This window comes from Cryobacterium lactosi (genome assembly GCF_004403945.1).
In the GTDB taxonomy this organism is placed as follows: Bacteria; Actinomycetota; Actinomycetes; order Actinomycetales; family Microbacteriaceae; genus Cryobacterium; species Cryobacterium lactosi.
Genome location: NZ_SOHM01000031.1, coordinates 433,816 through 454,504, shown reverse-complemented (window position 1 = coordinate 454,504; position 20,689 = coordinate 433,816). Strand labels below are relative to the sequence as shown.

General features: G+C 68.9%; 15 protein-coding genes. 7 read left to right on the top strand and 8 right to left on the bottom strand.

Features of this window, described 5'->3' with window-relative positions; all coding sequences use genetic code 11:
* Positions 1–12 precede the first annotated feature (12 nt).
* Together E3T61_RS15690 and E3T61_RS15685 are read right to left on the bottom strand one after the other, a co-directional pair.
* Positions 13–2,103: a primary-amine oxidase gene (locus E3T61_RS15690; protein WP_134641744.1), complete on the bottom strand. Its 2,091-nt coding sequence runs from the start codon at positions 2,101–2,103 to the stop codon at positions 13–15.
* A gap of 47 nt (positions 2,104–2,150) precedes the next feature.
* Positions 2,151–3,626 carry an APC family permease gene (locus E3T61_RS15685; protein WP_134641743.1) on the bottom strand — a complete coding sequence of 492 codons (1,476 nt, stop codon included), beginning with the start codon at positions 3,624–3,626 and terminating at the stop codon, positions 2,151–2,153.
* A gap of 213 nt (positions 3,627–3,839) precedes the next feature.
* Between E3T61_RS15685 and E3T61_RS15680 the strand changes: the two genes are divergently transcribed.
* Both E3T61_RS15680 and E3T61_RS15675 read left to right on the top strand, forming a co-directional pair.
* A complete protein-coding gene (locus E3T61_RS15680) occupies positions 3,840–5,357 on the top strand; it encodes an APC family permease (RefSeq protein WP_241992610.1) in 1,518 nt (505 codons plus the stop codon).
* A complete protein-coding gene (locus E3T61_RS15675; protein WP_241992609.1) occupies positions 5,354–6,031 on the top strand; it encodes an IclR family transcriptional regulator in 678 nt (225 codons plus the stop codon). Before E3T61_RS15680 ends, E3T61_RS15675 begins: the two co-directional genes overlap by 4 nt.
* A gap of 13 nt (positions 6,032–6,044) precedes the next feature.
* Here the strand turns inward: E3T61_RS15675 and E3T61_RS15670 are convergent, their stop codons facing one another.
* The gene (locus E3T61_RS15670; RefSeq protein ID WP_134641741.1) at positions 6,045–6,872 is read right to left on the bottom strand and encodes an HNH endonuclease family protein; all 828 of its coding nucleotides are present in this window, start codon (positions 6,870–6,872) and stop codon (positions 6,045–6,047) included.
* Between the two features lie 87 nt (positions 6,873–6,959).
* On the opposite strand from E3T61_RS15670, the gene clpS reads away from it, so the two are divergent.
* Positions 6,960–7,244, top strand: coding sequence for an ATP-dependent Clp protease adapter ClpS (gene clpS, locus E3T61_RS15665; protein ID WP_241992608.1), 285 nt, complete (start codon positions 6,960–6,962; stop codon positions 7,242–7,244).
* Positions 7,245–7,268: 24 nt separating this feature from the next.
* The gene (locus tag E3T61_RS15660) at positions 7,269–7,802 is read left to right on the top strand and encodes a DUF2017 domain-containing protein (protein ID WP_134641740.1); all 534 of its coding nucleotides are present in this window, start codon (positions 7,269–7,271) and stop codon (positions 7,800–7,802) included.
* 23 nt (positions 7,803–7,825) lie between these two features.
* Here the strand turns inward: E3T61_RS15660 and E3T61_RS15655 are convergent, their stop codons facing one another.
* From E3T61_RS15655 to gad, 4 genes are all read right to left on the bottom strand, one after another.
* Complete coding sequence (locus E3T61_RS15655; protein ID WP_134641739.1) at positions 7,826–9,154, bottom strand: nucleotide disphospho-sugar-binding domain-containing protein; 1,329 nt, start codon at positions 9,152–9,154, stop codon at positions 7,826–7,828.
* Positions 9,151–11,316 carry a glycosyltransferase gene (locus E3T61_RS15650; RefSeq protein ID WP_134641738.1) on the bottom strand — a complete coding sequence of 722 codons (2,166 nt, stop codon included), beginning with the start codon at positions 11,314–11,316 and terminating at the stop codon, positions 9,151–9,153. The genes E3T61_RS15655 and E3T61_RS15650 overlap by 4 nt, the downstream gene beginning before the upstream one ends.
* Positions 11,317–11,503: 187 nt before the next feature.
* Positions 11,504–12,349: an SDR family NAD(P)-dependent oxidoreductase gene (locus tag E3T61_RS15645; RefSeq protein ID WP_166793270.1), complete on the bottom strand. Its 846-nt coding sequence runs from the start codon at positions 12,347–12,349 to the stop codon at positions 11,504–11,506.
* A 123-nt stretch (positions 12,350–12,472) separates the two neighbouring features.
* Complete coding sequence (gad, locus tag E3T61_RS15640; protein WP_134641736.1) at positions 12,473–13,849, bottom strand: glutamate decarboxylase; 1,377 nt, start codon at positions 13,847–13,849, stop codon at positions 12,473–12,475.
* Positions 13,850–14,001: 152 nt separating this feature from the next.
* Between gad and E3T61_RS15635 the strand changes: the two genes are divergently transcribed.
* Both E3T61_RS15635 and E3T61_RS15630 read left to right on the top strand, forming a co-directional pair.
* Positions 14,002–14,274: a hypothetical protein gene (locus E3T61_RS15635; protein ID WP_130177403.1), complete on the top strand. Its 273-nt coding sequence runs from the start codon at positions 14,002–14,004 to the stop codon at positions 14,272–14,274.
* A gap of 10 nt (positions 14,275–14,284) precedes the next feature.
* Complete coding sequence (locus E3T61_RS15630) at positions 14,285–17,692, top strand: DNA polymerase III subunit alpha (RefSeq protein WP_166793269.1); 3,408 nt, start codon at positions 14,285–14,287, stop codon at positions 17,690–17,692.
* Here E3T61_RS15630 and E3T61_RS15625 read toward each other — a convergent pair.
* Positions 17,689–19,947 (bottom strand): transglycosylase domain-containing protein, encoded by a 2,259-nt coding sequence (locus E3T61_RS15625; RefSeq protein WP_166793268.1) that lies wholly within the window; start codon positions 19,945–19,947, stop codon positions 17,689–17,691. The two genes, E3T61_RS15630 and E3T61_RS15625, sit on opposite strands and share 4 nt — an antisense overlap.
* Before the next feature lie 187 nt (positions 19,948–20,134).
* Here E3T61_RS15625 and E3T61_RS15620 point away from each other — a divergent pair, with 187 nt between their 5' ends.
* Positions 20,135–20,680 carry a hypothetical protein gene (locus E3T61_RS15620; protein ID WP_166793267.1) on the top strand — a complete coding sequence of 182 codons (546 nt, stop codon included), beginning with the start codon at positions 20,135–20,137 and terminating at the stop codon, positions 20,678–20,680.
* Positions 20,681–20,689: the final 9 nt, after the last annotated feature.

The following is a 20,689-nucleotide window of genomic DNA, read 5'->3' as shown; positions in this document are numbered from 1 at the left end:
GTCCGGTGTTGGCTACGCGTGGTCCGCGTGGCCCGCGCACGCAGAGCCGCCGGCAGCCGAAGCCGCCGAAGCCGCAGCAGGCGACGCATGCGCCGCGTGCACCTCCGGCTCACCGCCGTGTGAGCAGTGCGCCACGGGTTCGCTCGCCGGCACGTTCAGGGTGGGGTTCGCGCCGAAGAAGCCGTACGGCTTGAGGGTGAACTTGGCGTAGTCCACCGGCATCACCGGCCAGTCCTCCACCCGCGGGAAGTGGGTCGGACCGAAGGTGTGCCAGAGCACGATGTCCTCGCCATCGATGGAGGCGTCATCCGCGATGTATTTGGTGATGCCGTCGCCGCCCGGGTTCTGGTGTACGAAGTCGCCGGCGGCGTATTTCTCCGACGGATCGTACTGCGTCACGAAGAGGTGCTTGGTGGCGAACTCGGCCCGCTTGGCGATCGACGACTGCGGGTCGGCCATCAGCGTGGGGTTGGCCTCGGGCAGCAGGGCGTACCCGGTGGGCCGGCCCATCCGGTTGGTCTTCTCGGTGTTCACGATGTGCCATGACCGGGCGACGGATGCGTCGGCGAGCCGCCCCGAGGCGGCCTCGCTGGCCAGCCTGGTGCTCTTCATGGTGAAGGCGTTGCCGTGTTCGTTGCCAGGGCCCATCGGCAGCCGCACGGCCTCGATCTCGTCGACGGCGTTCGCCGTGCCGTCGACCGTCATGTCCAGCCGCGCGCTGAAGAGGTGCTGGTGGTACGGGGCACCGAGCCCCGGGGCGACCTCGCTGGCATACGGGTAGTCTGCTCCCGCATCGTGCGTGGCGCCAGGGGCGGCAATGCCGGGGTACGCCGACGTGAACAGCACCCCGGTGAGCTTGGCCTCGCACTCGATGGTGCCGTCAAGCGACAGGTACCAGTAGAAGCCGTAGTCGTAGTTGCCCACGGTGGTGAAGAAGCTGATCACCAGGCGGCGCTGCCGGCGCACCTCGTGGGCGCCGGTGAAGAGGTCGCTGTGCTTCCACAGCGTTCCCACGTCCTCCTCGTGCATGCAGATGCCGTTGGGAATGGTGAACGGGTTGCCGAGTTCGTCGGCCAGCACGGCGTCGAAGTATCTGATCTCGCCCACACAGTCGCAGCCGAGCGCGAGCGAATTGGTGTACCGGCCGAAGAGGTACTCGCCGGTGTCGAAGTAGTTCTGCCAGAACCGCACCGGCGACGGGTCGCCGTAGGGCACCAGCATCTCGTTGATCGACGCCCGGTAGATGATCGGGCGTTCCTCGCCGGCGTCCGTGAACGAGAGTTGGCGCAGCACCAGTCCCTCGCGGGTGTCGAAGCCCACCTGGAATTTCCAGTTCGCCCAGGTGACCCATTCGCCGTCCACGGCGAAGCTCGGCCCCTCCGGCTGGCTGATCACGATGGGCTTGAGCGTGGTGAGCGGTTCGCCCTGCACGGCCGGGTCGTTGAAGTTGCCGCCCTCGGCCGGAATGGCCACGGTGGCCGCGTCAATCAGCCGGGTGATGGTGCCCGCCGCGGTGTCCACGTAGGCGCAGAGGCCATCGACGGGGTGCGCCCACGGGTGGTCTGTCGGGTAGTCCTGCCGGAACGCCAGCACCCGCACGATGCGGCGGCCGATCTCCTCCGGCAGGTCGTAGTAGCCGGCCGAGAGCGGCACGACGACGACCTCGTCGATGGTCGTGCCCCGCTCGGCCAGTGCGGCCACCCAGCGCGGGTCGGCGTTGACGATGCCGGCGATGGCCTCGAACTCGGTGTCGAGAATGGGCAACTGCCCGGCCGAGCCGTCCAGCACGTGGGTGCTCTCGATCACGCCGCCGCCGACCGCGCCGCCGCCCAGCGACACGATGTTGTCGGTGGAGCGTCCGGTCGCCATGTCCAGCAGCATCACCCGGGCCTTGCGGTCGGGCAGCGGCCCGGTGCCGGCCTGCCAGGCGAGCACCTCCCGCTTGTGCGGTTCGGCCAGGCCCACATAGGCGAACCTGGTCGTGTCGGTGAAACCGTCCGCGTTGATGACGATGTCGCGGATGGCGGTGAATTCGGCTGTGCTGAGGCTGCCGAGCGGATGCGGCGCGGCCAAGGTGGAGACTGAAACGTCGGTGAGGGTCATCTGCGGGTGTCCTGTCAGGTGGGTGTGGTCGAGGTGAGAGTGGACGCTCAGGCGCCGATGGCATCCGTGATCTGGTCGTAGACGGCGGGCCGGTTGCGCTTCAGCCAGAACGCCTGCAGCAGTCCGGCCAGCGGGAAGAGCACGATCAGGCCCAGGAGCACTGCGGTGAGCGCCCCGAAGCTGGGTTCGCCGGCGGCGTTGACGTCGCCGATCAGGAACGGGAAGTTCAGGCCGATCATGATGGCTGACACCAGCAGGCCGATGAAGCCGAGGGTCGGCGCGATGACGGTGTTCCACAGCCGGCGGTCCTGCCTGGTGCGGGCGAAGTACACCACCACGGCGATGCTGGTCACGGCCATCAGCAGCGCCACCGAGAGGGTGGCGACGCCGGAGAACCAGGTGAACACCTGCAGGATCGGGTCGAGGCCGAGCAGGGCGAAGAGCAGCACCAGCAGGCCGGCGGTGACGGTCTGCACCACCGAGGACACGTGCGGGGCGAAGTGCTTGGGGTGCACGGAGGAGAGCACGTCCGGCAGCACCTTGGCGGTGGACATGGAGTGCTGGTACCGGGTGATCACGTTGTGGAAGGAGAGCACGCAGGCGAGCATGCTGGTGATCAGAAGCACGTTCATGACGAGCTCGCCGACCGATCCGAGGTAGGCCAGGGTGGTGATCAGGATCATCGCGCCCGGGTCTTCAGCGGCCTGGGCCACCACTCCGTCGGGGCCCCAGGCCATCACGAGGGCCCAGGAGGCGAGCGTGTAGAAGACGCCGATGCCGATCACGGCCACGTAGGTGGCCCGCGGGATGGTGCGGGCCGGGTCCTTGGCCTCGTCGCGGAAGATCGCGGTGGACTCGAAGCCGATGAAGGCGGCGATGGCGAACATCAGGCCCACCGACGGCGAGCCGCTGAGCACGTTGTTCGGTTCGAACGGGGCCAGTGAGAGGCCGTCGGCGCCGCCGGCGATCACCACGGCGGCCACGAGCACCAGCACGATGCCGACCTCGCCGATCAGCAGCACGCCGAGCACCTTGGAGCTCAGGTCGATGTGGCGGTAGCCGAGCACACCCACGAGGGCCACGACGGCCAGGGAGTACAGATACCAGGGCAGGTCAGGCCCGCCGAGCCCGGTGACGGTGACCGAGAGGATGTAGCCGACGTATCCGTGCACAGACACCTGGATGGTCGTGTAGGTCAAAAGGGCCAGGAACGCCGTGGCGAGGCCGGCGGGTTTGCCCAGGCCGTAGTTGACGAAGGTGAAGAAGGCGCCGGGATTGGGCACGTGCCGGGTCATCGCGGCCAGGCCCACGGCGAAGAACAGCAGCACGATTGCGGCGATCGCGAACATCGCCGGGAACCCGACGCCGTTGCCGAGCAGGATGCCCAGCGGCGCCGCTCCCCCGATCACGGTCAGCGGTGCCGCGGCGGCGACGACCATCAGCACGATGGCGGTCACGCCCAGCGAGCCGGTGAGAGCTCGCGGCGGAATGGTTCCGGCGGTGGTTTCTTGGGTGGCGGTCATGTCGGCTCCAAACGGGACGGATGCGGGTGTCCCCAGCCTGCCGACGGCCTGTTGCCGCCTCGTCACCCGGAGGTAAAAGCCAGAGAGGGTGCGAATGAGACCGCCCGGGCCGGCTGTCTCATTTGGCTGACACACCCCCGAAACACCCGCGTCGCCGCGCGGCAATCGCGGCTGACTACCGTGGGCTCTCAGAGAAGAAAGCGACGGTGAGGCATGGCCGCCATGCACAAGTCGGCCCTGGAGCGGGCGATCGAGAACCCGCAGCCGGTGGCCGGGATCCAGTCCCGGTCCCCGGTCGACGGATTGGACCGGCGCAGCGTCGGTTTCATCGACGTGCTGTCGCAGTCGGTGTCCGCGGTCGCGCCGTCGGCCGCTGCGACGACCATGCCGCTGCTCGTGGCCACCGTCGCGGGCGGCGCCACCGTCTGGGCCCTCGGCGCGGCGATGCTCCTGGCCCTGCTCGTGGCCACCACCGTCAACCAGTTCACCCGCCGGATCGCCGCGACCGGGTCGCTGTACACCTTCGTGGCCCACGGCCTGGGCACCACGGCCTCGTTCGTGACCGGAACGGCGCTGCTGATCGGCTACGGCTTCGTGGCGATGTTCGCCCTCGGCGGCGCGGGCTACTACCTCGCAATCCTCGCGGCGCGCCTCTGGCCCGCCCTCACCGGGAGCCTGTCGGTGCCGGTGTTCCTGATCCTGGCCATGGCCGCCGCCTGCCTGGTCCTGCTGGCCAGGGGCATCCGGGTGTCGACCAGGGCCACGGTGCTGGTGGAGTGTGTGTCGGTGGTGATCATCCTCGCGCTCGTCGTGGCGCTGCTGGTGGTGCAGGGCCCGGCACTGGACTGGTCGGTTCTGGACATGTCGGGCGTACGGCCATCCGATTTCGCCGTCGGTGCCGCCCTGGCGCTCACCGCGTTCGTCGGCTTCGAGAGTTCCGCCACGCTGGGCGTCGAGGCCCGGCGCCCGTACGCCACGATCCCCCGGGCGGTGACCTGGACCGTGATCGGCTCAGGCGTCCTGTACCTGCTGGCCGCGCTCAGCCAGCTCGTCGGGTTCGCCTCGGTGGGCGGCAGCATCACGGCCAGCGCATCGCCGGTCAACGATCTCGCCGCCGCGTACGGCATCGATGCGCTCGGGTTGCTGCTGGATGTGAGCATCGCCGCGTCGTTCCTGGCCTGCGCGATCGCGTCGATCACGGCGCTCGTTCGAGTTCTGTTCTCGATGGGCCGGGAGGGGTTGCTGCCCAGTGCGTTCGGGCAGAGCCACCGGCGGCACCGCACCCCGTTCGTCGCCATCGTGGTGACGGTTCCGGTGCTCACGGCCGGCCTGATCGGCACCATCCTGGTCACCGGCAGCGTCTGGCGGGCCATGGAGATCTTCATCGTCGGCGCGGCCGGCGGTTACATCGCCGCCTACGTCCTCGCCTGTGTCGCGGCGCCGGTGTTCCTCTGGCGGATCGGCGAGCTCACCCCCTGGCCGTTGGTGCGGGCCGGCGTCGCCGCCGTACTGCTGAGCGCTGTGCTGGTGGTGTACATGGCCGTGGAAAGCGGCTCGGCGCGGTTCGCCGGAGTGTGGGTGTTCCTGGCAGTGATGCTCCTGGGCACGGTGTTCGCCGTGATCCGCCGCGTCCGCCGGCCATGGCTGCGCGACACCGTCGGCATCTACGATGTGCCGGTATCGGCGGACGTCCTCGGCACTGCTCTCGCCGAGGACCGGGCCGCTCCGTGAGCGGCGAGGCGGGCGACCTGAGAGCGCGTCAGCCCAAGGCCATCCACAGCGCCCTCACCGTGCTCGAGGAGGTCGCCAGGTGCGGCGCCGGCGTGACGGCGCGGCAGGTGTCCGACAATCTGGCCCTGCCACGGGCGACCACCTACCGGCTGCTCAACCTGCTTGTGCAAGACGAATACCTGGTGCGGATGCCGGACCTGCGCGGTTTCGCGCTCGGTCGTAAGGTCGCCGAGCTGGCCAAGCTGGTCGCACCGTCCCGGCCGCCGGAGGCTGTGCGGCTCATCGTCACCGACCTGCGGGAACGCATCCGCGGTGGTGTGCACCTGGTGCGGTACGACCGCGACGGGCTGGCGGTGATCGACCCGGATCCGGATTTTCCGCCGACACTCGCCGCCGCGGGCAGCCGGCCGCTGCACGAATCGGCAATGGGACGGCTGCTGTTGGCCGAGCAGCGCTCCCCCGCAGTCACCGAGGTGCAGGAGCTGGGTTTCGCCCGCCAGTTCGATGCGGTGAGCCCCGGTTCCGGCTGCCTCGCCGTGCCGATCCGGGACCGGGACGGCACTCTCGTCGCCGCCCTCTGCCTGGCCGCGCCGCGGGCACGCATCGAGCAGCCCGGCGAGCACCTGGTCCTCCTCCGGCAGGCCGCCCTCACCCTCGCCCCGCTCCTGGCCTGAGTCGTCACGCAGATCAGTCCAGGCAGGACTCCAGCACGGCCGTCATCGCGGCGCGGTCCTCCGGGGTGACGCCGAGGTCGTAGGCCACGAAGACCGGCACCAGTTTGTCGATGTACCAGCACTGCAGGCCGGTGTCCGCCGGCAGGTCGTCCCAGACCACCCGCTGGCCCAGGTCGTGCCGGTCGGAGACATCGGGGTAGAAGCCGGGCAGCCATTCGCTGGGCAGCGAGTCGGACTTCGACGAGTTCTCGGTGCCCTTCACCGCCAGCAGGTTGACCGGGTCGTTGGCCAGGGCCTCGCGCTTCTCGGCCGGCCAGGCCTCTGCCCCGGTGGCGTACACGGCCTTCAGCGGCAGCAGGTGGTCGATCTGCACGTCGGCCGAGGTGTCCTGGCCACGCACGAAGTCGATGGTCTCGCCCGTGTACGGGTCGGTGAGGATGCCCGTATAGACCCGGCAGGTCGCCGGGTCGATGTCGGTGCCGGTGAGGTCGCGGGTGAGGATGTCGTTGCGGGTGTCGCAGCCGTTCTGGTCGAAGTCGAAGGCCCAGGCATCGCCGAACAGCTCCTGGCGGTTGCCCGCGTAGCTGCCGTTGTCGGTGTAGACGGCATCCGGCAGCGCGGCGACCAGCGCGAGCGCCTCGGCGCTGGTGAGTACGGTTGCCGGCACGGCGGCCGGGTCACCGGCCGGGTCACCGGATGGGGCACCTGATGGAACATCTATTGAGCCGGGCGAGAAGTAGCCGACGCCGGCGACCAGCGCTCCGGCCAGGATCACGATGATCAGGAGCACTGGACGCCGGGTGCGGGTGGACCGGGAACGATACGGCGGGCGGCGGCTCATTGAATACGGCTCAGTACAGGTCTCACGATCTCCCCATCCTGCCATGCGGTGGTGGCAGGATCAGCGCGGGCGTGTGAGGCTTAACCGGTGCCCCAGATTGATGAATCCACCCGTGTCCGAGAGGCGATCTCCCTCGATCGCCCCTGGGTGACCGTGGTCTGGGACGACCCGGTGAACCTGATGTCCTATGTCGCCTACGTGTTCCGCAGCTACTTCGGCGTGCCCGCTGCCGAAGCCGAGCGTCTCATGCTGCAGGTGCACAACAACGGGCGCGCGATCGTGGCCACGGGTGACCGGGAATCGATGGAACGGCACGTCGAGGCGATGCACGGCTATGGCCTCTGGGCGACCCTGGACCGGGCCGAAGAATGAGTACCGAAGAATGAGCGCAGAAGAATGATGGATTTCCGCCGCGAAGACTCCGGCACGGTCTCGGCGATGTTCGAACCCATCGAGGTCGACCTGCTGCGCCAGGTCACCTCGCAGCTGTTGCAGTTGCTCGGGTCCATTGACGCCGACGACGCGGTCATGCTCGCCCAACCCGCGGTCCGACGGCTGCTGCCCGACGCCTACCCAGACGACCCGGAGGCCGCTGCCGAGTTTCGCCGTTTCACGGCCGACGGACTCCTCGAGGGCAAGCTCGCCAACGCTGCCTCGGTGCTCGGCGCGCTCGGCGACGACGAGCAGAGCGCCGGCCGCCTGGATGTTCCGGTGCACGACCCGCTGCCGGTGCCGATTGTGCTCGACGAACAGCAGGTTCAGTCGTGGCTGCGCACCCTCACCGACCTGCGCCTGGTTGTGGCGGACCGCCTGCAGATCGACCCGGAGGGCATGCCACACCTCGACGACGAGGAATCCCACGTCGTGAACGACATCTACAACTGGTTGGGCATGGTGCAGGAGTCGCTCGTCTACGCGATCGACGCGTAGCGCCCCTCCCTGTCCGACCGCTATCAGGCCGCCGGCCGTGCGTCGTTCTGCACGTCCTGCAGCGCCGCGTACGCACGCTTGGGCCCCGCGCCGTTCGCGAGCGAGGCGCTCAGTGCCCGCAGCCGGTCACGCGGTTCCCCGGTCAACCCGAGCAGCGTCTCCGCGGCCTGCCGCAGCGCATCCGCACCCGCGGTATTGGGGTCGAGGGAGATACCGAAACCGGCGTCGTCGAGCGCCGCGGCGCCGGCGAACTGGTCGGTCGAGAACGGCAGCACCAGCAGCGGGACGCCGGCCGTCATGGCTTCGGTGACGGAGTTGTTGCCGCCGTGGGTCACGGCCAGCGCCGAGCGGGCCAGCACGCTCACCTGCGGCAGGAACGACCGCACCAGCCAGGAGCCGGGGATCGGTCCGAGTTCGGCGGGGTCGGTGGACCCAACCGCTATCGCGACCCGCACGTCGAGGCCGCGCAGGGCCTCGGCCACCCGGGCGAGCACATCGCCGCGCACCGACAGGAAGCTGCCGAAGCTCACGTAGACGATGGGACGGTCGTCGGCGGCGGCCAGCCAGCTGGTCACCTGGGGGTCGTCGGCCTCGCTGCGCACCGCGGAGCCGAGGAAGGCGTGCTCCGGCAGCAGCGCCGTGCGGGCCGGCGAGTGCAGCTCGGCCGGGTAGTTGAGCAGCAGCACGTCGCCGGTTTCGGTGAACGCGTCGCCGCTGGGCGGAGCGGCCGGGTCCAGCTGCAGCAGGGCGTCGTTCCACTGCAGGGTGAAGTCGTCGCGCACCCGCTCGCAGAGCAGTCGCAGCTGCACCAGCTCGTGCGGGTCCGGCGTGAACGCGGCGGGCCAGGCGCCCGGGTAGCCGTAGACCTCGTCGCCGACGGGCAGGGCCGACGGATGCCCGAGCACCACGTCGGCGTGTCGGACTCCGGCGCTGATAAGGGCCAGCCGGGCGCTGAAGGCCAAGTGGTCGACGATCACCTGGTCCGGTTGGATTTCGGCGACGATCCGCTGCACCTCGCGGGCCACGACAACCGGGTTCCACAGCAGGTCGCTGCTGCGGGCCTCGGCCTGGAACCTCAGCGTCTCGACCAGGCCGACCCTGGTGGCGTCGAAGAAGCCGCGCAGGGCGTCGTCCTCCCCGGTGGGCTGGTCCTCGGCGCGGATGGTGCCGGGGTTGGATCCGCGGCCGAGCTGCAGGTTCACCCGCTCGAAGCCGAAATCGGCGACGATGCCGGCTGTGGCCGGCCCAGAGGCCACGACGACCCGCTCGCCCTCGGCCCGCCAGGCGGCGCCGAGGGTAGCGAGTGGAAACAGGTGCGAGGCGTAGTCCGGGCTGATGATGAGGAGCGTCATGAGGCGCTCAACGCCCAGTTGAGTGCTTCCTGCGCCTCGGCGACGGACTTGTAGACGCCGGCGAGGGTGCCCGCCATGGCCTGGATGGCGAAGGTGCCGGTGACCATGTCGGCGGCGCGCTGGGCGAACTCGTCGCCGAACGGGCCGGAGGCCAGGTCGAGGGCTGCGGCGATACCGGCGCCGAGGCTGCCGGCATCCGCTGTGTTCACCAGGAACCCGGTGGTGCCGTCCTCGACATAGGTCGCCGGTCCGCCGGCGTTCGGGGCGACGACGGTGAGCCCCGTCGCCATGGCCTCGAGCAGTGCGATGCCGAACTCTTCCTTCATGCTCGCGCAGACGTAGACGCCGCGTGGTGCGGCCAGGCCCGGACGGCCGTGCCTGGCGGCCGCCAGCCAGCGGGCGACCGCATCGTTGGCGCGGTGTCCGGCCAGCAGCAGGCCGTGCTCGGCGGCAGTGTCCAGCGGGACCGCCGTGCCGATCAGGTCGAGCTGACCGCGTTCGTCGACCGACGGGGTGAGCAGGTCTCCCCCGACGATCAGCAGGTTGCAGCGCTCCCGCAGGGCGGCGTCGTCAGCCCAGGCGTGCACCAGGGTGGCCATGCCTTTCACCCTGTGCAACCGGCCCACTGTCACCGCGAGCGGCAGGTGCCGGCGGGAAGCCGGCAGGGTCGCCAGCAGGGCGTCGAGGTCGGCGAAGTCGGCCGGGTCGGCCTTCAGCGCGGTCTCGACCGAGCGTTCGATCACCGTCAAGTCGATGCCTTCGGCCACGACGGAGTGCCGCTCAGGGTGCGCCGTGATGTCGATGCCCACCAGGTCACGCATGTCGCGTTCCAGTTGGGGGCGGGGGAAGAGAACCGTGTGGGCGGCGTCGGCCGCGATCCGCTGCACGAGCCGGGCCCGGAACCAGAAGTGCTCGACCTCGTCGACGGTGCCGAAGTTGGCCCGGGTGAGGGCCCCGGAGGCGTCCATGGCGTTGATGACACTGTGCGGGTCGGGGGCGACGGTGAAGACGATCGGGATCTCCAGCTCGCGGGCGACGGTCGAGGCGGCGAGGGTGCCGACATCGGCCATCCGCAGGTGCAGCACGTCCACGGTGCCTGCGGCGCGCAGAACCCGGCGGATGCCGCGCTGCACGGCCACCCGGCGGGGCCAGGATTCGGCGGAGGAGACCGGGGCACCCAGGAACGGCACCGTCGCGAAGGCGTGACCGGAGAGGGTGGAGCTGACCTCCGGCAGGCAGGTCAGGGCGGCGTCTGGGCCGCCGCGCGACAGGGTGAGCACCCGGTCGACGGCCGGCGAGAACGCATCCGCCGCGCTGTCGTCGCCGGCGACGAGGGCGTCGCCCAGTCGCACGAGCAGGGTGGCGATGCCGCCGTTGTCGCCGGCCCCCACCTGGCTGAGTTCACGGTCGATGTCGGCGTGCAGGAACAGCTGGGCCACGGTCTGGCCCTGGCTCCACGGCGCACGCGGGTAGCTGGGAACCGTGAGGTCGAGCAGCGCCAGCCTGGCCACGTCGGCCAGGTCGTCGTCGCCGCGGGCCAGGCCGGTCACCAGGCCGATGGCGGCCTCGGTGGCCGGTCGGTCGCCGAGGGCGGCCACGGCTGCGGCGCGCGGGTCGAGGGCTTCGGCGGTATCCGCGGCGATGCGTCGCAGCATCCGGTCGGGGATGCGGCCGGAGATCAGGCCAAGGGTTTCGACGAGTCTGGCGCGGGCGGCGGGGTCGGCAACGCCGAGCATGGCGCCCTCGGTGGCCAACGCCACATGCTCGGGCGCCGACGAAGCCCACTGTTCGAGGGTGCGTTGGGCGATCATGCCCGAGAACCCCCCGGCGACGACCATGCGCAGCAGGCCGGCGACGGCGTCGAAACGCGGGAGCCTGGTGCCGAACGCCCAGGCGGCGTGTTCGCGCAGGAACGCCGCGTCGTTTTCGAGCAGCGCGACCAGGACGTCATCGGCCGACTCGTCGAAGACCTGGGCCAGCGCGTGCACGGCGGCAATAGCGGTGAGCTGGTCGGTGGGGTCGAGCGCCGCCTGGGTGAGCAGCCGCACGGCACGGTTGCCGCCGTCCCGGCTGGCGGCGATGGTCAGGTCGTCTGCCGAGCGGATGCCGGCCAGAATGCTGCCGGCCTGCCGAATCTCGTCCAGCGTCGTGTGAGTGCCCACAGTGCCTCCCTCGCGGCGGATACGCCGACTGTCGTGTTTGAATGACCCGTTGGTACTTCGGAGCCGACGCCACGAGAGATTGCCCCTGGAATTGCCCCGGAGCGACATTCTGCCATGCCGGTCAACCCGTCCACGGACCGCGGCTATTTGGTCAGGGCATTCGCAGCTTAGTGCGGACGCATCGTGCTCAGAAGACCAGCCCGGCGGATGCCGTCAGCCCGCCGTCGACGGCGAGAGTGGTGCCCGTCACGTACGACGCGGCCGGGGACAACAGAAAGGCGATCACCGACGCGATCTCCTCGGGCTGGGCCAGTCTGAACAGCGGGATCCGGCGGGAGAAGTCCCGTCCGAAGGTCTGATCGGCCGGAGTGTCGCTCAGATCGTCTGCCCTCAGCAGGCCGGCCGCCACATTGTTGATCCTGATGCCCCTGGCCGCATAGGTCAGCGCGGAGGAGCGCACCAGGTCGATTATGGCGATCTTGGAGGCGTGGTAGGCCCAGTTGCCCGGGTCCGCGAGCAGACCGGCAACGGATGCCGTGGCCACGATGCTGCGGTGCCCGTCGAGGGACAGCCCCTCGACGGCCGACTTGATGCCCAGGGCGATGCTGTTCAAATTGCGAGCGAGGAGGAGCTCCCCTTCTGCGGCGGTTCCGGGCACGTGGATGGCCCGGGACCCGCCCACATCCGCCAGGAGAACGGCGGAGTCGAGCCTGCCGAAGGTGTCGACGACCTCCGAGACCGCCCACCGGGCGCCGTCCTCTGTGCCCATGTCACTCACCAAGACCTGGTGCTGTTCGCCGAGAAGGTCGGTTTCCCTGTCGTCGATACCGGTGACCGCGTAGCCGTTCGCGAGGAGCTTGGCGACGACCGCCCTCCCCAGAGCCGAGCCCGCTCCGGTCACCAACGCGACCGGCGTTTCGGCCTTGGCTGCCTCCCCCGCCTGAGACTCAAAGGCCTGGGATCCCGATGCATCCGATGGGGCCGATTCTGGCGTTGCCTGCGTGGCGATCTCAGGCTCGACGTTGAGCGTCATTGGTACCTTCTCACGGGTCCGCCTAGGGAATGCGTCCCAGGGAAATGCTACGCTCGGCCGGCTCACATTGCGAAAATCGCCGGTCATTCTGACCGACTACTCAGCCGAGTGCCACCACCCGGCTCAGTGCGAGAACCCCGGGTGCTGGTCCTCAATCGGCATCGCGCTTTCCAGCTTGTCGAGATACGCGGTCTCCTCGGTGATCGCGGTGAGCAGCCTTGATGCGAGGTCCAGGCTCAACCCGTTCCGCACCACGATCCTCTGCACAGTGCGATCGGACAGGTTGTCCGGCATCGGGTACGCCGGCACCAGCCACCCTCTGGCACGGAGTCGGTCGGACAGATGGTACAGATTCCACTTGTCGGTGTGCCCGTCGGCAAGGCTCCAGGCAAAAACCGGAATGTCGGATCCGTCGCTGACAAGGGTGAAGGCACCGTGGTCCGCGATGCCCTTCGACAGGAACTTGGCGACGTCCTGCGAGGTCTGCTGCACGATGCGGTAGCCCTCGAAACCGAGCCGCAGGAACAGGAAGTACTGCAGCAGCACCTGGGCGCCCGGCCGGGAGAAGTTCAGCGCCAGGGTCGGCATGTCTCCGCCGAGATAGCTCACGTTGAAGATCAGTTCCTCGGGCATCAGGTCCCGGCTGCGCCAGACCACCCAACCCAACCCGGGGTACACCAGGCCGTACTTGTGGGCGGAGGTGCTGATCGAGTGCACTCGCTCCAACCTGAAGTCCCACACCACCTCCGGCTGCAGGAACGGCGCGATCATGCCGCCTGACGCCGCGTCGACGTGGATCGGCACGTCGATCCCCGTCCTCGCCTGGATCGCGTCGAGGGCTGCCGCGATCTCCTGCACCGGCTCGTAGATGCCGGTGTACGTGACGCCCATGATCGCCACCACCCCGATGGTGTTCTCGTCGACGTACGCCGCCAGGTCGTGCCCGTCCAGGCACGGGTGCTCATCGGTCACCGGCACCAGGCGCGCCTCGACCTCCCAGTAGTTGCAGAATTTCTCCCAGCAGACCTGTACGGCGCTGCTCATCACCAGATTGGGCTTGTCCGTGGGCAGCCCGGCAGCGCGCCGGGCCTGCTGCCAGCGGCGTTTGAAGGCCAGCCCGCCGAGCATGCAGGCCTCTGACGACCCGATGGTCGACGTGCCGATGGTCGCTCGCGGCTCCGGCGCGTGCCACAGGTCGGCGATGATGTGCCAGCAGTAGTCCTCGATGGCCGCGGTCTGCGGGTACTCGTCCTTGTCGATCATGTTCTTGTCGAAGGCCTCGGCATAGAGCTTGCGTGCCGCCTCGTCCATCCAGGTGCCCACGAAGGTCGCCAGGTTGAGCCTGGAGTTTCCGTCCAGCATGATCTCATCGTGGATGATCTGGTAGGCCGTTTCGGGCCCCATCGAGCCCGGCGCCAGTGTGTGGCGGGGAACCCTGGCATCCTCACCGGGGCGGGCGAAGAGCGGATTGATCTGCGTGAACTCCGGATTCGTCGACATGGAACACCAGAGTGCCCCCGCACCGTCGTGTGGTCTACCCCCGGCTCCCCCACCAACCTGGTCCGGCCACTCCGCTGGCGCCTGTCGGAGGAGTGACGTACACTTTCGAATCTCGAACATTTGTTCGAAATGAAGCGTGGAAGGTGACCCTCATGCCCCAGATCATCGACGCAGCGGTGCAGGTCGAGCTCTCCGCTGACGGCGACCCCCGAGCCTTCGTCTGGGACCGTTTCGAACACACCATCATCGGGCAGCCCCAGGCCGTTTTCAGCCGAACCCGTTGGTGGGAGAACAACGGCACGCCCACCCGCATCGACACCGAGCTGTGGCGGGTGGATGCCGCGAAGGGCGACGAGGACCAGCACCGGTATGACCTGCGCCACGACGCCGACGGCACCTGGGTGCTCGCTCTCGACTGGGGGTGACGTCGTCACGATGAGTTTTCCGCACCTGCATGTCGCCAGCGCCTACTCGACGCACTATGGCGTGACCCTGCCGGAGGCTCTCGCCGAGCAGGCTGCGGCCGATGGGGCCACATTCCTGGCCGTCACCGACCGGGACGGCCTGTACGGGGCCGTCAAGCACGTGCGCGCGTGCCAGGCGGCCGGCATCCGCCCGGGGCTCGGCGCCGACCTCGAGGTGCACGACGACGACACTCTCACCCCGCTCGGCCGGATCGTGGTCCTGGCGCATGGCGGCGGTTCTGATCCCAGTAGCGCCGGCCGCGGCTACGCGGCGCTCTGCCGGGCGGTCTCCAGCGCCCACGAGACAACCGTTCGCCTGAACGGTCACCCGCCGAGTATTCCACGCGGTCGCCTGGCCGAACTCGCCGGCCTGAACTCGTTGACGGTGCTGCTCGGCCCGGCCTCTGATGTCGGTCGTGCCGTCGACCGCCGCGACAACCTGCAGGCCAGGGCGAACCTGGCCGACTGGCAACGGGTCATGCCGCCGCAGTCGATCGCTCTCGAGATCGTCTGCCATCTTGCCGAACCGGGCATGCCGGGCAGCGTCGCTCCGGCCACGCGGATGCTCGCGCTGGCCGAGCACACCCGGCTGCCCGCCGTGCTCAGCAACGCCGTCCGTTACGGCACGGCCGACGAGGCGGTCACCGCCGACCTCGCCGATGCGGCCAGGCACCTCACGCCGCTCGCCCAACTGCAGGAGGCCACGAGCCTGCAGGTGAACGGCCAGGCCTGGCTCAAGCCGGCGGCGGCCATGCGGCAGGTGGCCCGCATGGTCGTCGACGCCGGGCAGCACAGCGACGGCGCGTTGGCGCGGCTGCTGCGAGACACCCACGAACTCGCCGAACGCTGCGCGCTCGACCCGGCCGCCGACATCGGGCTCGGCCGGCCACGGATGCCGGAGGCCAGCGTGATCGGAGTCACCCGCGACCCGCTCGCCGAGCTGTGGGCCCGCGCCCGCCACGGCATCGACGAGCGCTACGCCGAGGCCGGCCGGCCGCTGCTCACGGCGGCGCACGACAGGCTCGCCCACGAGATGTCTACAGTGCAGTCGCTCGGCTTCGCCAGCTACTTCCTGACTGTCGCCAAGGTCGCCGACATCGTGCGGGACATGGGCATCCGCATCCAGGCACGCGGCTCCGGCGTGGGCTCGGTACTCAACTATGCCCTGCACACCTCGTCGGTTGAACCCCTCGGCAACGGCCTGCTCTGGGAGCGATTCCTCTCCCCGGAACGACAGACACTGCCCGATATCGACCTCGATGTGGAATCGGCCAGACGGCACGACATCTACCGCAAGGTCTTCGACACGTTCGGCGCCAGCCGGGTGTCGCTGATGTCGATGACCAACGCCTACAGGGGTCGCGGTGCGGTCCGAGACGCCGGACTGGCCCTCGGCATGCCGGACACCCAGGTCGCCACCATCGCCAAGCAGATGTGGCGGTTCAACGCTCGCGACTTCCGGGCCGCCCTGGCCGAGAAGCCCGAGCTGGAGGAACTGGCCGCCGAGGTGCGGGAGTCCGCTCAGCTGGATCTGCTGGTGGACCTCACCGCCAGGCTGGACAGGTTGCCCCGGCACATCTCGGTGCACCCGTGCGGTGTCATCCTCTCCGATTCCTCGCTGCTGGACCGCACCCCGGTGCAGGCCTCGGGGATGGGCCTGCCGATGTCGCAGTTCGACAAGCACGACATGGATCCGATGGGCCTGATCAAGCTCGACATCCTCGGCGTGCGCATGCAATCGGCCATGGCCCACGCCGTCGAGGAACACCACAGGCTCACCGGCGAGCACATCGACCTGGACCGGGTGCCGCTGGACGACCCGGCCACCTACGAGCTCATCCGCTCCACCCGCACCCTGGGCATCTTCCAGATCGAATCCCCCGGCCAGATGGAACTGGTCGGCAAACTGCAGCCGGAGGTGTTCAACGACCTCACCGTGGAGATCTCGCTCTTCCGGCCCGGTCCGATGAAGAACAACATGCCACTGCGCTACCTCGAGGCCCGGCACGGCGAGGTCGCCCCCGATTACATCCACCCCCGCTTCGAACCGATCCTGCGCGAGACCAACGGCGTCGTCATCTTCCACGAACAGGTGATGCGACTCTTCGACGAGCTCACCGGCTGCGGGCTCGGCCACGCCGACGTGCTGCGCCGACACCTGGGCCGGCCGGAACAGCTGGACGTGATCGAGGCGTATGTGCGCGAGAACGCACTGGCGCGCGGGTTCGACGCCGGCACCATAGATCGGGTCTGGACGGTGCTGGCAGGCTTCGGCAGCTTCGGCTTCGCCAAGGCGCACGGGGCCGCGTTCGCCCTGCCCACCTACCAGTCCGCCTGGCTGAAGACCCATCACCCGGCGGCGTTCCTGGCCGGCCTGCTCACCCACGATCCGGGAATGTGGCCCAAGGACCTCCTCGTGGCCGAGGCCAGGGTGCTCGGCGTGCCGGTGCTGGGCCTCGACGTGCAGCACAGCGCCCTGGACTACCGGGTGGAGTCCGTCGGCGCCGGCCAGGGCATCCGGATGCCGTTGCCCGAGCTGAACGGCTCGAGCGACGCCGAGCGGGCCCGCATCGTGCGGCACCAGCCGTTCACGTCGCTGCAGGATTTCCGCGATCGGGTGCGCCCGCGCCGGCGCACCTTCGAGGCCCTCGCCCGGATCGGCGCGCTCGACAGCTTCATCGGCCATGACCGCACCCGCCGGCACGAGCTGCTTGCGCACATCCAGTCGCTGCGCGGCACGGCCATCACCATCGCCGACGACCAGCTGGCCTTCGAGGTGCCGCTGCCGGTGCTGGAGTATGAGGGTGCGCGCTTCGATGCCGTCACGTCGCTGCAATTGCGCGGCCGCACCCAGTCCGACCTCGAGCTGCTCGACACCGGGCTGGCCGTCTCCGACCACCGGATGCGCAAGTACTACCCGCTGTTCGCCGAACTCGGCGTCACCCCGGCCTCACGGCTGGCCAACCTGCCCGGCGGCACCGACGTGCTCCTGGCCGGCGTGCGCCGGGCCACGAACACACCGCCCATGCGGGGCGGCCGGCGGGTGGTGTTCGTCAGCCTCGACGACGGCACCGGTCCGGTGGCCAACGTCGTGTTCTTCCACGACGCCCAGGAGCGCATCGGCGGCGGGGTATTCCAGACCGAGCTGATGCTGGTGCGTGGCCGCACCAGGCGCTCCGGCGCCCGCGGGGTGTCGGTGACCGGTGAGGGCATGTGGGACCTGGTCACGGTGGCCAGGGAACGCACCAGGGCCCAGGCCAAGGCGGCCAAAGCAGCCGACGGCCAGGCGGAGAGGGCACCGATCAGCACGCCCCGTCCGCGGCGGGCGGCCGGCTCCGGAACGCCACCGTTCGACCTGTGGTCGACGCGGAGCGCCTAGTCGTTCTCGTCGGGAACATCCGGGGCCGGAACATCCTGGCCGGGATCCTCCTCGTCGGCCTCATCCTGCGGCACAGGGGCAATGGGCACCCCGGGAAACGGGTCACCGCCGTATTTGGCGTTCGCCACCGACATCACGACGGGCCACATCCGGTGCCGTGCAGTGGCGGCGGGCCCGCTGAAGAAGTTGCGTGCGCGCTGATTGGCGTCTCCGTTGACGGTCACGACTCCGACAACGGTGGCGACCTTGCTGCTCGCCCCACTCATCCAGGTGTCCTTGGCGCCGTCGGTGGTTCCAGTTTTGCCGAACATCGGCACATTCGGTACCGTCGCGGAGTGCGATTGCACGGCGGTGCCCTTTGTCAGCACCTGGCTCAGTGCGGTGATCATCTGCCGGTCGACTTCCGGACTGACGGACTGCGCGCATTTCGACTCCGGGATCGGGACCTCGGTGCCGTCGGAATCGATCATCTTGTCGATCACGATGGGGCTGCAGGTGACGCCCTGGTTGGCAATTCCCGCGAACGCCACGGCCATGCTCAACGGGGCGATCTCGTTGGTGCCGATCACGGCCGAGGCACTCTGGCTGAGGGGGTCGCCGTCGGCGCGGTGCACGCCGAACGCCTCCGCCATCTTCCGGATCCCGCAGAGGTCGAGCCGCTTGGCCATGCCGATGAAGCCGGTGTTGATCGAGCCGATGGTGGATTCGAGGGCACTGTAGTTGCCGCCGGATTCATTGGCGTCGTTCTTGGGGCTCCACCCCTCCGAATCGTAGTTCTGCGGGCCGAGGCAACTGTCGTTGAAGGTGCCCCATTGGGATCGGGGCGCGGAGTCGACACGCTCATCCAGCGAATGGCCGGTGTTCAGCCATTCCGCGAGGGTGAAAACCTTGTAAGTGGAGCCGGGCTGGAAGCCGCGGGACCCGCCGGTGGCGAAGTCGGTGTTGTAGTTCACACTGCTCCAGTTGTCCCCGGTGGCCTGCACCTCCGGGTCCTGGCTGTAGTCCTTGTTCTGCGTCATGGCGAGAACCCGGCCGGTGCCGACCTCGACGCTGGAAATGACTCCGCCGACGTCCCAGCCGGCGAGGGACTTCGGCACGTTGTCGTTCATCGTCGTGATCGCCGCGTTCTGCAGGTCGAGGTCCAGGGTCGTGTACACGTCGAAACCGCCCCGGCGGATGTTGGTGATCCGGGCCTCCTCATCGTCGCCGAAGACCGGGTCGCCTGCCAAGACGTGGATGACGTAGTCGCAGAAGTAGGCGTTCGCGCCGGCGGTCTGGCATCCGGTGCTGGGCTCGTTGATGTTGGGCTCGATGGGTGCAGCGACGGCCGCGTCGAACTCGGCCTGCGTGATCTTGCCGTACTTGAGCATCGAGCCGAGGATGTAGTCGCGCCGCAGTCGGTTGTCCTGGTAACCGTTGGCCGCACCATTGGTCTCGCTGGCCGGCCGGTCGAGCCTGAACTTGCCCGGGTTGTTCACGATTGCGAGCAGGCTGGCCGCCTGCGCCAGTGTGAGGTCGGCCGCCGTGCTTCCGTAGTAGTAAGAGGCCGCGGCCTCGATGCCGTAGACCCGGCCGCCGAAGCCGGCGATGTTGAGGTATTGGCGCAGGATGTCGATCTTCGCGTATTTCTTCTCTACGCCGATCGCCAGCCGCATCTCCTTGAGCTTGCGGGTTGGCGTCGTCACCGTGGCCGCCTCGTAGCAGTCCGAGATCTCCTTCTCGGTGGGCAGCATCTCGCACTTCTGCACCAGCACGTTCTTCACGTATTGCTGGGTGATTGACGAACCACCCTGCACGCTTCCCTTGAACGCCGTGGTCAGCGCACCGCGCATGGTGCCCTGCAGGTCGACGCCGCCGTGCTCGTAGAACCGCGGGTCTTCGCCGGCGATTGCCGCGTCCTTGACGTTCTGTCCGATGTCGTCCCACCCGACCTCGACGCGGTTCTGGTCGTACAGAGTCGCCAGCAGCACGGGTGAGCCGTCCGACTGGGTGGCGTAGATATTGCTGCGCTGGGCGAGCGGCTCGATCTCAAGGTAGTCCGGCAGGGTCTCGAAGACGTTGATCGTGCTGCTCGTCGTAACGCCGGTGAGCGCCACGACGGGGGCCAGGCTCACCGTGACGAGCAGGCCGGCGATCGCGCTTGTCGCGACCAGGCCGAGCAGGCCCACGACGACGCCACCGAACGACCGCGCCGGGGTGACTCCAGTTCCGTTCATGCCGTTTGTGCCGTTGCTCACCATCGCTGGAATGCCCACCCCTCCACACATGCCGGTACGCCGGATCGCACCGGTGGTAACCCACTCAATGCCGCCGAAGTCGGCTCCGCTAGGGGCTTGCCGAGACCCTCGAACAGGGGCAGTGCGCCGTCTCGCGGACGGGCCGGTTCGAGCAGCGCGCCTGCCCGCGGCGTTAGAGTTGCGTGTCACGTTCTCTGGAGGAAAAATGGCCGGACCGGTTATGCCCAATGTGCCCAGCAGGCGCAACGTCAAGGCGCTCACGGATGCGATCGCCACCGTGGAATCCGGAACGCCCATCTCAGCCATGTTCCTGACCAAGCGGTACGGGGCCTTCACGATCGACGGCGCCGCGTTCATCTCAGCGTCGGTGAAGACCCTCACCATCGGCGGCCGGTCCATCGAGCAGAATCTCAAGCCGCACAAGTCCCTGCAAGCCCTGCAGCAGCTCGAGCCCGACGACGACGCCGCGCCCGGCGCGGGCGGTACTGCCCCCGTCGTAGCGCACGGCGACCTCGTCTCGGTGAACTTCACCGACCCGGCCTACGGGGCGTTCACCGTCACCGGAGTCGGAGTGGCGTCCACGGTGAGCGATGTGGTGCTGGTCGGCGGCTGGTTCGTGAGCCAGGCCGGCACGACCGCTCCCCGTGTTGTGAGTGTCGAGGTGCTGGCCGCCAGCGGCACCCACGAGTACCCCATGCCGCCGCGCATCGCGAGCTGGGGCGAAGACGCCGAAGCCGCGACCGAGTACTAGCGACCTCCA

What these genes read in the sequence shown, in the direction of transcription:
- E3T61_RS15660 (WP_134641740.1), top strand. Translation starts at nt 7,269, where the DNA reads ATGATGGATTTCCGCCGCGAAGACTCCGGCACGGTCTCGGCGATGTTC.
- E3T61_RS15680 (WP_241992610.1), top strand. Translation starts at nt 3,840, where the DNA reads ATGGCCGCCATGCACAAGTCGGCCCTGGAGCGGGCGATCGAGAACCCG.
- E3T61_RS15635 (WP_130177403.1), top strand. Translation starts at nt 14,002, where the DNA reads ATGCCCCAGATCATCGACGCAGCGGTGCAGGTCGAGCTCTCCGCTGAC.
- E3T61_RS15645 (WP_166793270.1), bottom strand. Translation starts at nt 12,349, where the DNA reads ATGACGCTCAACGTCGAGCCTGAGATCGCCACGCAGGCAACGCCAGAA.
- E3T61_RS15685 (WP_134641743.1), bottom strand. Translation starts at nt 3,626, where the DNA reads ATGACCGCCACCCAAGAAACCACCGCCGGAACCATTCCGCCGCGAGCT.
- E3T61_RS15630 (WP_166793269.1), top strand. Translation starts at nt 14,285, where the DNA reads ATGAGTTTTCCGCACCTGCATGTCGCCAGCGCCTACTCGACGCACTAT.
- E3T61_RS15670 (WP_134641741.1), bottom strand. Translation starts at nt 6,872, where the DNA reads ATGAGCCGCCGCCCGCCGTATCGTTCCCGGTCCACCCGCACCCGGCGT.
- E3T61_RS15620 (WP_166793267.1), top strand. Translation starts at nt 20,135, where the DNA reads ATGGCCGGACCGGTTATGCCCAATGTGCCCAGCAGGCGCAACGTCAAG.
- E3T61_RS15655 (WP_134641739.1), bottom strand. Translation starts at nt 9,154, where the DNA reads ATGACGCTCCTCATCATCAGCCCGGACTACGCCTCGCACCTGTTTCCA.
- E3T61_RS15690 (WP_134641744.1), bottom strand. Translation starts at nt 2,103, where the DNA reads ATGACCCTCACCGACGTTTCAGTCTCCACCTTGGCCGCGCCGCATCCG.
- gad (WP_134641736.1), bottom strand. Translation starts at nt 13,849, where the DNA reads ATGTCGACGAATCCGGAGTTCACGCAGATCAATCCGCTCTTCGCCCGC.